Origin of the sequence: Xanthomonas translucens pv. undulosa, from assembly GCF_017301775.1 — a bacterium.
In the GTDB taxonomy this organism is placed as follows: domain Bacteria; phylum Pseudomonadota; class Gammaproteobacteria; order Xanthomonadales; family Xanthomonadaceae; genus Xanthomonas_A; species Xanthomonas_A translucens.
Map to the genome: position 1 here is coordinate 1,353,515 of NZ_CP063993.1, position 11,406 is coordinate 1,364,920.

The window sequence follows — 11,406 nt, forward strand, 5'->3', positions numbered from 1 at the left end:
CGCATTGCCTGCGGCCGGATCCGCGACGGCCTGTCCTCACTCCCCGAACAGGCCGACCCGTTGCGTCTTCCCGGGAAGCGAGGGTATGCCTTAAGGCTGCACGACGCTGATCGTGCCAGGGTTGCTGCGTCCCACCCCGCGCAGGTCGGGACGGTACATGTCCTCGACCAGCGGCGGCGGCACGGTGTAGGTGCCCGGCGTTACCACACGCACCAGATAGAACACCTGCGCCTTGCCGCCTTGCGCCAGGCTCAGCGCGGCCACGTAGCGGTCGTCGCGGAACTCCTCGTGCTTGACGTCGGCGGCGTTGGAACGGTCGCTGATCTCGATGCCGTCCACCACCACGTCGGCCCACTGCTTGGCATCGCCCAGGTTGAAGTTCTCGATTTCCAGGCCGGCCGGCAGCAGGTCGGTCAGCAGCGCGTCGGGCATGCCCACGTTGGAGGTGATGGTGACGCGCGCGATCAGCGCTTCGCCTTCCTTCAGCGGCCGCGGCGTCCACGGCTTGCCATCGGTGCCGTACCACGCGCGTTCCACCTTCAACGTGCTCTCATCCACCTTCGGCGCCTTGCGCGGGATGCCGGCAATTTCCAGGCTGGCGTACAGCGGCGCCTCGCCCTGCGGCACGAAGCTGACTCCGCGCGCCAGCTCGGCCTCGCTGAACTGGCGGCCGAACGCCTTGGCCGCGGCGATCGGCTCGCTGCCGTCGCCGATCGCCAGCTGGCCGGACACCAGCTTGCTCTGGTTGGCCAGCAGCGCCTTGCCCATCCGCGCCAGCGCCACCTGCTCCTGGGTGCTCAGCCACAGCCAGCCGCCGCGGCGGCGCGCGTCGATTTCGCGGCCCAGCGCCACCGCGCGCGCGTCGTACTCGGGCTTGGCCAGGCCGCGCTCGTGCAGCAGCGCGATCATCAGCGCGTCATCGCGGATCACGCTGCCGTAGTCGCCGAAATACTGCGGACGCTCGGCGCTGTCCTTGGCGAAGCCGGCCGCGATCGCCGCTTCGCCGCGCTTCTTGTCGCCCTGCAGCGACAGCGCCACGCCCAGATGCACCAGCGACAGGCCGGTCAGCGCCTTGCCGCGGTCGTTGTCGTACAGCGCGCGCAACGTACCCAGCGGGGCGCGGTTGACCCGCGCCAGCACATAGCCCGACCACGCCTGGTTGGCGAACTTCAGGTTCTCGCGGCGGTCCTGGCCGTAGAAGTTGTTGCCGCCGGACAGAAGGTCCTCGCTGAGCCGGTTGAGCGCCTTCTGCAGCACGTTGTCGGGCACCGCAAAGCCGGCGTCCTTAGCGTCGAGCAGGAACTCGGCGATATACGGTGTCAGGCCCGGATTGACGTCGCCGTCGTCGCCCCACATCGAGAAGTGGCCGCTGGAGATCTGCATCGAGGCCAGCCGCCCGAACGCGCCTTCCATGCGCGCGCGGCGGCTGGCCGCATCCAGGCCCTTGGCGCCGAGCAGCCTGGCGGTGGCGTCGTCGAGCAGCAACGCGGCGTAGCCCTTGCTGGTGGTCTGCTCGGCGCAGCCGTACGGGTAGTCCAGCGCCCCCTGCAGCGCGCTGGCGAACGGGACCGGCGGCAGCGCGCTGACCAGCATGCGCGCGTTGACCGAGCCGGCCATCAGGCCTTCGGCATCGCCCATGCCCAGCGTCACCGGCGCCAGCCCGCCGGCAGCGGACGTGTCCAGCACCCGGGTCTGCGCGCGCAGCACCGACGGCCACGCCGCGCGCACCGGCAGATCGTAGCGGCGGTCCACGCTGAAGCCGTTGCCGTCCACTCGCACCCGCACCTTGGCCACGGTGTAGCCCTCCTGCGCCACCAATGGGAAGCTCAGCGTGGCCTTGCCGTCCTTGCCGAGCTTGGCGCTGCGCGCGCGCTCGGCGATCGCCAGCGGGCCTTCGCCGTCCACCCGCACCTTGAACTCGCCCGCCTGCCCGGTGAAGTTCTGCACGTCCAGGGTGACCGTGCTGCGGTCGCCCGGCGCCAGCACCCGCGGCATGCTGGCCTCGGCCACGATCGGCGCACGCACCAGCGTCTCCACGTCGCGATTGCCGTAGCGTTCGTCCGCATACACCAGCGCCGACACCCGCAGCGTGCCGTTGAAGTCCGGCACCGGCAGCTGCACCCGCGCGTTGCCCTTGGCATCGAGCTTCACCGAGCCGGAGAACAGGTCCACGGTCTGCACCCGCGCGGTCGGGCGCTTGGCCTGCGGCAATGCCGCCAAGGCCATGTCGCCGCCGAAGCGCAGCTTGCCGGTGCCGCCCTCGAAGCTCTCGATCACCCGGCCGTAGATGTCGTAGGCATCCACGCCCAGGCGCCGCTGCGCGAAGAACTGCGCGTTGGCATCGGGCACCGGGAAGCGGGTGATGTTGAGGATGCCCACGTCCACCGCGGAGATGGTCACGTGCGCCTGCCTGCCGGCCAGTTCCGGCACGCTGACCGTTACCGGCAGCGGCTGCTCCGGACGCATCTGCTTGGGCGCGACCAGGCCCACCGCCACGCGCCGGGTCTTGCGCTCCATCGGCACGAAGGCCACGCCGACCGCACGCGCCGGGGTGATCTTGCTCGGCGCCGAACCGCCGCGGAACACCAGCGCGGTGACGTAGACGTCGTGGCGCTCCCAGTCCTTGGTCACCGGGATCTCGAAGCGGCTGCCCGGCTTCACGTCGATGTCCTGCACGTACAGCATCCTGTCGCTCTCGACCATCAGCACGCCGGGACCGGCATGCGGCGGGGTCAGGGTGACCTTGAGCGTGTCGCCAGCGGTGTAGCCGGTCTTGTCCAGCGCCAGCTTGACCTTGTCCGGGCGCGCGTCCAGGCCGCGGTTCTCGTCGTTCCAGCTCCAGCCGGCGCGGAACGGATAGCGCGTGGTCAGGCCGGTGGACGGATCGAACACGTCCACGCGGTACTCGCCCCACTCCACCGGGAAATCGAACTTGGCCGCGCCGCTGCCGGCATCGACGCTGATGGACTGCTTGTTCTCGAAGCGGCGGGTGAAGTCGTAGTCCCAGCGGTTGTCGGTGAACGCCCAGTGGTAGTCGCGCAGCTCGCGCACCAGGGTCACCTTCAACCCCTTGGCCGGCTGCGGCTTGCCCTGCGCGTCCACCCGCATCAGTTCGAAACGCGCGTTGGCGTTGGCATCGGCGCCGTCCTTGTCGTCGAACAGCGGGCGCACCCCGACCAGCGCCGGCGTCGGCCACAGCACGCGCTTGAGCGTACGGGTGACGGTGCGGCCGCCGGTCTCGTAAACGCTGGCCGAGAGCAGCGCGGCGATGGTGCTGGTCGGCTTGGCTTCGTCCGGCAGCACCAGGTCTTCGGCGAGCTTGCCGTCGGCGCCGAACGCGGTATCGATCACGTCCTTGGCTTCGCGCGGCAGCTGCAGCGTCGGGTCGCCGAAGAAATAGCCGGGAAGCGTCTCGACCGGATGCTGCTCGACCGCCACCGCCAGCTTGGCGGTGAAGCGGTTGCCGTCGGCCGGCGCGCCGTACAGATAGGCGGCGGTGGCCTGCAGCTTGAACGGCTGGCCCGGCTTGAGCGTCTTCTGCGCGCTGTCCAGGTCCAGCTTCATGCGCTCGGGCAGGAACTCCTCGATGCGCAGGGTCATGCCCTGCACCGCTTCCTTGCTGGACGGGTCGGTGCGGAACTCCACCTGCCAGCGCCCGGTCGGCGCATCGGCGGGAATCAGCTGCTCGAAGCTGAAATAGCCCTGCTCGCCCGGCTGCAGGCGGGTCTCGCGGAAGATCTTGCCGTCGGGCTGCTTCAAGCGCAGGAAGACCGGTTGAGCGCCGGCCGGCTGTGCACCCTTGCCGCTGGTCGACACCGGCTTGCCGTCGTTGTCGCGCAGCAGCGCCGACACGCGCACCGTCTCGCCGGGGCGGTACAGGTCGCGGCCGGACCAGGCGAACACGTCGAACCAGGCATTCTCGCGCCCGGCCACGGCGAACTCGCTCAGGTCCAGCGCCGGCTGGTTGAACGGCAGCATCGACAGGTCGGTGCCGCTGCGCGCCACCAGCACCTGGCCGGCGTCGAGCGTGTAGTTCAGCAGCGCGTTGCCGTTGGTGTCGGTCTCGCCTTTCAGGAACAGCTCGCCCTGGGCGTCGAGGATGCGCAGTTCCACTTTCTTCGACGGCTCGCCGCTCTGCAGCGAGGCGGTGTGCACGAACAGCTTGTCCTTGTAGGCGCGCGCGTGCAGGCCGATGTCGCTGACGGTGAAGAACGCGGTGTCGTATTCGTTCTCGAACCGGCCCGGGCGCTTCATCACCGCGAAGTACAGGCCCGGCGCCTGCAACTCCTTGATGTCCTGGATCGGCAGATAGGTCAGCGCGCGCTCGTTCTTGTCGCCGCCGAGCACGAAGCGGTTGACGTAGACCGACTCGGCCAGCTGCGAAATCGGGGTGTGGTCGCTGTAGTCGCTGTCCATTTCCCAGCTACCGCGGCGGCCGCCGCGCTGGTACTGGGCGAAGAACGCCGGCAGCGCGCCTTCCTTGACCCGCATGAACTCCACGTCCACTTCCGGCACATTGAGCGACACCACCGGCAGACCGCGGCTCTCGCGCGCCGGCAGCACGCTGCCCTGCGAGGCGAAGCCGACCGCCGGCTCCAGTTCGCCGGTGTAGACCTTCTGCTTGAGCGGCTTGCCCAGGCGGCTGCCGTCGGCGGCGAGCAGATCGGCAGAGATCAGCACGGTGTAGTCCTTGGCCGCCTCCACGTACGGATAGCGCAGGGTCTTGCCATCGTCGGACAGCGACCAGGCACTCTCGTCGGTGCCGACTTTTTGTTCGAAGCGCAGCAGCGTGTCGAAGTCCTGGGTGCCGACCAGCGGGCGCGAGAACTCCAGCGCCAGCGACAGCCCGTCGCGCTTCTGGTCGGGATAGGCGCGGACCAGGCCGAAGCCCTTCATCGCTTCCTTCTGGCCCTTCACCGGCTCGCCGCTGGCATCGGGCAACTGCCCGGATTCGTTACGCTTGCAGCCGCCCAGCGCCAACGCCAGACCCAGCAGCAGGAAGCTGCTCAACAACCCCGCACGCACGAGGCGCCACTGCCGCTTCGAATCCATGTGCATACGTTCGCTCCGTGAATGTGGCGCGAGTATAGAACGCGGACGCGACCGCCGCAGGCGCGGAATCGACAGTGCGCACCCGGCGTTTGCCGGCCCCTGGCAAGGCGGCCGGGGAGGGCGGCGGGCGGGCGCGCCGGACCGTGCAGGCGCCGATGTCTACGCGCCGGTTGCGGGCGTATGGCGGCGGCGCACACCGCTCGCCCCACCCCGGCCGACCTGCGATCGTCGTCGCCGAACATCACCGTGGAAGCCGCCGAGGGGCAAAGGGGTTCCCCCAGGCTGGATGCAGTCGGGACTGAAGTCCCTCCTACAGTGCACCCGGCTGGATGACCGCGGGTCCCTGTAGGAGCGGCTTCAGCCGCGACGAACGGAGCCTGGAACCGCGACGGTTTCGGTAATCGGTCGGGACTGAAGTCCCTCCTACAGTGCACCCGGCTGGATCGCCATAGGTCCCTGTAGGAGCGGCTTCAGCCGCGACGAACGGAGCCTGGAACCGGGACGCTTTCGCTGATCGGTCGGGACTGAAGTCCCTCCTACAGTGCACCCGGCTGGATCGCCATAGGTCCCTGTAGGAGCGGCTTCAGCCGCGACGAACGGAGCCTGGAACCGCGACGGTTTCGGTGATCGGTCGGGACTGAAGTCCCTCCTACAGTGCACCCGGCTGGATCGCCGCGGGTCCCTGTAGGAGCGGCTTCAGCAGCGACGAGCGAAGTCTGGACCGCGACGCTTTCGCTGATCGGTCGGGACTGAAGTCCCTCCTACACTGCACCCGGCTGGATCGCCGCGGGTCCCTGTAGGAGCGGCTTCAGCCGCGACGAGCGAAGCCTGGAACCGCGACGGTTTCGGTGATCGGTCGGGACTGAAGTCCCTCCTACAGTGCACCCGGCTGGATGACCACGGGTCCCTGTAGGCGGCTTCAGCCGCGACGCGCGAAGCGGCGCACCCGCCGCCGCTTCAGCGCAGCAAGCGCCGCATGTACAGCGCGATCAGCCGCGGCCGGTCCAGTGCCAGACAGACCTGGGCGTTGGCGCCGCCGCCCGCTGCGTGGCCACCTGCGGCGGGGTCGCCGGCAACGCCGGCAGGCGGCATTTCCCGAGTGTCCCCCTGGTCGTCGACCGCGATGCGCAATGGCACGGTCGGGCACAGGCCCGGATCGAGCAGCTGCGCCACCGGCACCACGTCGAACAGGGTCGGCGTGGCGCTGGCCCAGGGCTGGTCGGTGTCGCGCCACTGGTAGTAGAGCTGGGTCAGGGCGTCGGTCAGCGGATCGCCATGTGCGAACAGCGCCACCCGCTCCGGTTCCTCCAGGGTCACCTGGGTCGCGTCCAGCGGCAGCATCACGATCGGCACGCCGGCGCCGAACACGCGCTGCGCGGCGCCGATGTCGGAGACGATGTTGTACTCGGGCGCCGGCGGGTTCGCCGGCCGGTAGCGCGACTTGCCGTAGCCGGCACGCACCGAGCCGCCCATCAGCACCACCTGCCTGAGCTGGGCGAAGCCCTGGGGGTCGCGCTGCAAGGCGCGCGCCGCGTCGGTCAGCGGGCCGAGCACCAGCAAGGTGACCTGGCCGGGATGGCGCCGCGCCTGCGCCAGGATGAAATCCGCCGCCTCCGGCGCCTTGCGCGGCCCCGTGCCCTGCGCCGCCCAGCGCGCCTGGCTGAAGGGAATCGTGCTGGTGGTGGCATGGCCGATCGCCAGCGGGATCTCGCTGCGTCCGGCCTGCCGCAACAACCGCTGCAGCAACTGCGCACGCAGTGCGGTGTCGCCCCAGGCCGAGGCAATGCCGAGCACCTCCAGTTCCGGGCTGCGCAGCAGCAGCGCCAGCGCGAACGCGTCGTCGATGTCGTCGCCGATGTCGGTGGACACCACCACCTTCTGCACCGGCGCTGCGGACAGCAACGTGTGTTGCGCAGGCGCAGCGGCCGTCTCACGCTCCGCTGCCGCGGCAGCAATCGGCGCCATGCCCAGCAGCGCCAGCGCCGCCCACCGTTTCAGACTGCGCATACGCGCCTCCCTAAAAAAGAAACCGCCGGCATGATAGCCGGCGGTCCGTGGTGCATCGCAGTGCAAGGCGTCGATCAGAAATTGGCGCGGAACTGCGCGCCAACGATGCGCGGATCGTTGATGAAGCCGGTGAGGTTGTTGAAGTCGATCGCACCGGTGGCGCGGATCTGGTTGGTGCAGTTGCGGCAGAACACCGACACCTCGTAGGCGCCGGCGCCCCAGGTGTAGCCGATTTTGGCGCCGCCTTCGAGCAGCGGCTGGCCGACGAACTCGCGCGAGTCGTACAGGAAGAAGGTGATCGCGCTGCGGTAGGACCAGTCGGTGTAGAAGAAGAACTCGGCGTCGTCGCCGACCGGGATGCCGTAGCGCAGCGTGGCGTTGCCCATCCATTTGGCCGCCTGCGGCAGCACGTTGCCGTCGATGATGGCGTTGCCGGCGGCGTTGAGCGGATCGGTCACGGTGCAGGTGCGGCACACGCCGACCGACAGGGTCGGATCCTCGATGCGGGTCCAGTTGTAGGCGCCGCCGAGGGTGACGCGCAGGTTCTGGGTGAGCAGCGCCTCGAAGTCGAACTCGGCGCCGCGTGCCTTGGAGGTGTCGGCATTGAGCAGGCGCACGTCGTTGGAGGTGCCGCCGACCGCGGTCAGCTGCTGGTTCTTCACCCGGAAATCGTAGATGTCGAAGCTGATCCACGCGCGCTTGTCGAACAGGTCGGACTTGATGCCGATCTCGTACGCATCCACGGTCTCCGGCGCGGCCACGGTCAGAGGCGCGGTCGCCGACGGCACGCCGAAGCTGGCGCCGCGGAAGCCGCGCGCGGCGCGGGCGTAGACGTTGACCGCGTCATTGATGGTGTAGGTCGCGCTGAGGTCGCCGGTGACCTTGGAGTTGTCGGTGCTGCCGGTGGACGGCGCGAGCAGGGTGACGCGGTCCAGCGCAAGCACGTCGAAGGTCTTCTTGTCGTAGGTGTAGCGGATGCCGGCGCGCAGGTTCAGGCGGTCGGTGGCGGCATAATTCAGCGAACCGAACGCCGCCCACGAGGTGTTGCGCTGGCGGGTCAGCTGGTAGCTGCTCAGGGTGCCGCCGCCGAAGGTGTTGTAGGTGTAGTTCTCGCCTTCCACCGAATCGTGGAAGTAGTAAAGGCCGGCCTGCCAGTTCACCGGGCCGGCGTACTGCGATTCGGCGCGCAGCTCCTGCGAGTACTGGTCCAGGTTCTTGATGCCGCCGGCGGTTTCCACTGGGAACGCGATCACGCCAGGGCCAGACGGCGGCGCGAACACCGCACCGTAGCCGCCGTCGATGTCGCCGCGGCTGTAGTACTTGCCGATGCCCTCGTAGCCGGTGATCGAGTGCAGCACGATGTCGCCCAGGTCCCAGGTCAGGTTGGCGCTGCCGCCGTAGGTCTGCAGTTCCTGGGTGTTGGCGCCGTCGATGGAGACCTTGTCCGGATCGAAGCCGTCCACCAGCTTGTTGCTGCCCGGCTGGAAGAGGTTGGCGCGAAACAGCCGCGCGGTGCCGTCGAGATGCCGCGCATGCGCGTTGAACAACGCGCTGAAATCCTCGCCCGGCTGGAACAGCAGCTGCACCCGCACCGCCGAGTCGGTGTAGCCCTCGAACGCGCGGTCGTCCACGGTGTTGTCGACCCAGTCGTCGCGGCGCTGGCCCAGCGCCGACACGCGCGCGGCCCACGTGTCGCCCATGGCGATGCTCAGGCCGGTTTCCATGGTCATGGTGCCGTAGCTGCCATAGGACAGGCTGGCGTAGCCGTCGTTGGCGCCGATGCTGGGCTTGACCGAGTTGAACTTGACCACGCCGGCAGGCGTGTTGCGGCCGAACAGCGTGCCCTGCGGGCCGCGCAGCACTTCCAGGCCTTCCAGATCGAAGATCGGGAAGCCCTTCAGGAACGCGTTCTCGGCGACCACGTCGTCATACACCAGCGACACCGGCTGCGAGGCGTAGGTATTGAAGTCGGTGTTGCCGTAGCCGCGGATGTAGAAGCGCGGGAACACGCGGCCGTTGGAGGATTCGACATTGAGGCTGGGCGCCTTGCCGGCCAGCACGCGCACGTCCGAACCGCTGGTGGCGATCGCATCCAGGTATTCCGGGCGCAGCACGCTGGCCGAGATCGGCACGTCCTTGGAATCTTCCGAACGCCGTTCGGCAGTGACCTTGACCGTGTCCAGGCGGGCGACCCCGTCCGTGCTGTCCGCCTGCTGGGCGGCGGCGGAGAACGAAACAGCGGAAACGACGGCGACGGCAAGTGCGCTGGTGCGCAGCGACCAACTGGCGGACATGGGAACTCCGGAGTGGAATGGGCAAGAGCGGGTGCGCGCCGCCGGCAAGCGATGTGGCGCCGCAGCATAATTAACACAAAATACACATGCCGTGCATGTCCCGGTCACTTGAACGAGTTAAGCCGGCAAGTGCGCAATGCGTCGCTCCAGGTGCCCTGCATGTGCGCTGCCCGGACGGCCCGGCCCATCGAAATCGCACTGCGGATGTCGCAGCCTCGGCCGTACCCTGTAGGAGCGGCTTCAGCCGCGACGGGACCTGCGGCTGGAACTTGTCGCGGCTGAAGCCGCTCCTACAAAAAAACAAGAGCGGATTTGCGGCGACGCCGCCATGCCGCCGGCTCAGCAAATCTCGCCCGGCACACGCACCCAGCCCTCCATCAGCACCCGCGCGCTGCGGCTCATGATCGCCTTGGTGACGCTCCACTGGCCGTCGAGCTGCGTGGCCTCGGCGCCGACCCGCAAGGTTCCGGAGGGATGGCCGAAGCGCACCGCCTGGCGCGCACCGCCACCGGCCGCGCGGTTCACCAGCGTGCCGGGGATCGCCGCGGCAGTGCCGATCGCCACCGCGGCGGTCCCCATCATCGCGTGGTGCAGTTTGCCCATCGACATCGCCCGTACCAGCAGGTCGATGTCGGCGGCGGCGACCGGCTTGCCGCTGGAGGCCACGTAGTCGGCCGGCGGCGCGACGAAAGCCAGCTTCGGCGTGTGCTGCCGCGTCGCCGCGTCTTCCAGCGTGGCGATCAGGCCCATGCGTAGCGCGCCGTACGCGCGGATGGTCTCGAACCTGGCCAGCGCCTGCGCATCGCCGTTGATCGCACCCTGCAGTTCGGTGCCGCGATAACCCAGCGCCTGCGCGTCGAGGAAGATGGTCGGGATGCCGGCGTTGATCAGCGTCGCCGCGAAGCTGCCCACGCCCGGCACCTCCAGCGTATCGACCAGGTTGCCGGTGGGAAACATCGCCCCGTCGGCGCCGTCCTCGTCGGCGGCCGGATCGAGGAAGTCGAGCTGGATCTCGGCCGCAGGAAAGGTCACCCCGTCCAGTTCAAAGTCGCCGCTCTCCTGCACCGCGCCACCCGCCATCGGCACCTGCGCCAGGATGGTCTTGCCGATGTTGGCCTGCCAGATCCGCACCGTGGCCATGCCGTCGTGCGCAATGCGCGCCGCATCGACCAGGCCGGCAGCGATCGCGAACGGCCCCACCGCCGCCGACAGGTTGCCGCAGTTGCCGCTCCAATCGACGAACGGGCGGTCGATCGCCACCTGTCCGAACAGGTAGTCCACGTCGTGGTCGGCGCGCGCGCTCGGCGCCACGATCACCGTCTTGCTGGTGCTGGACGTGGCCCCGCCCATGCCGTCGATCTGCTTGGCGTAGGGATCGGGACTGCCGATCACCCGCAGCAGCAGCGCATCGCGCGCCGCGCCCGGCAGCTGCGCGGCAGCGGGCAGATCCTGCAGGCGGAAGAACACGCCTTTCGACGTGCCGCCACGCATGTAGGTGGCGGGAATGCGGAGTTGGGGAACGTGGGACATGGAATTTTCCGATAGAGGCGTAAGCGGCGAGTCGCTCAAGGGTTGGCGGGAATCTCGGCCTCGACCAGCAGCGCCAACAGGGTCAGCGACTCCTGCCAGCCGAGATGGCAGAACTCCACCGGGATCTGTTCGGGGATCCCGTCCTGGACGATGTCCAGCTCGGTGCCGCAGGCCACCGCGCGCAGCTTGACCGTCACCCTCATCTCGCCGGGCAGGCCAGGATTGTCGAACGTATCGGTATGGCGGATCAGCTGGCCGGGCACCAGTTCCAGATAGGTGCCGCCGAAGGATTCGCTGGTGCCGGTGCCCAGGTTGCCGAAAGAGATCCTGAAGCTGCCGCCCACCCGCGCATCCAAGGCATGCACGGTAGCGGTATAGCCGTGCGGCGGCAGCCATTTGGCCAGCGCCGTCGGTTCCAGGAACGCGCGGTAGATGCGCTCGGCCGGCGCGCGCAGGACGCGGTGCAGGCGGACGCTACCGGGATGGCCGTTGCGCATGGTGGTTTCCTCATTGGTGGACGGCG

The 11,406-nt window shown here is 68.8% G+C and carries 5 protein-coding genes; all 5 read right to left on the reverse strand.

Annotation, left to right across the window (positions count from 1 at the left end):
• Positions 1–90: 90 nt before the first annotated feature.
• The 5 genes from ISN38_RS05555 to ISN38_RS05575 all read right to left on the reverse strand — a co-directional run bounded on the left by ISN38_RS05555 (position 91) and on the right by ISN38_RS05575 (position 11,380).
• Positions 91–5,052, reverse strand: coding sequence for an alpha-2-macroglobulin family protein (locus tag ISN38_RS05555; RefSeq protein ID WP_206712202.1), 4,962 nt, complete (start codon positions 5,050–5,052; stop codon positions 91–93).
• 957 nt (positions 5,053–6,009) lie between these two features.
• A complete protein-coding gene (locus ISN38_RS05560) occupies positions 6,010–7,059 on the reverse strand; it encodes a nucleoside hydrolase (protein ID WP_206712099.1) in 1,050 nt (349 codons plus the stop codon).
• Positions 7,060–7,133: 74 nt separating this feature from the next.
• Entirely contained in the window at positions 7,134–9,353 is a 2,220-nt protein-coding gene (locus ISN38_RS05565) for a TonB-dependent receptor (RefSeq protein WP_206712100.1), read from the reverse strand.
• A 339-nt stretch (positions 9,354–9,692) separates the two neighbouring features.
• Positions 9,693–10,883, reverse strand: a complete 1,191-nt coding sequence (gene prpF / locus ISN38_RS05570; RefSeq protein ID WP_003468841.1) for a 2-methylaconitate cis-trans isomerase PrpF — start codon at positions 10,881–10,883, stop codon at positions 9,693–9,695.
• 35 nt (positions 10,884–10,918) lie between these two features.
• The gene (locus ISN38_RS05575; RefSeq protein ID WP_003479807.1) at positions 10,919–11,380 is read right to left on the reverse strand and encodes an SRPBCC family protein; all 462 of its coding nucleotides are present in this window, start codon (positions 11,378–11,380) and stop codon (positions 10,919–10,921) included.
• Positions 11,381–11,406 lie beyond the last annotated feature (26 nt).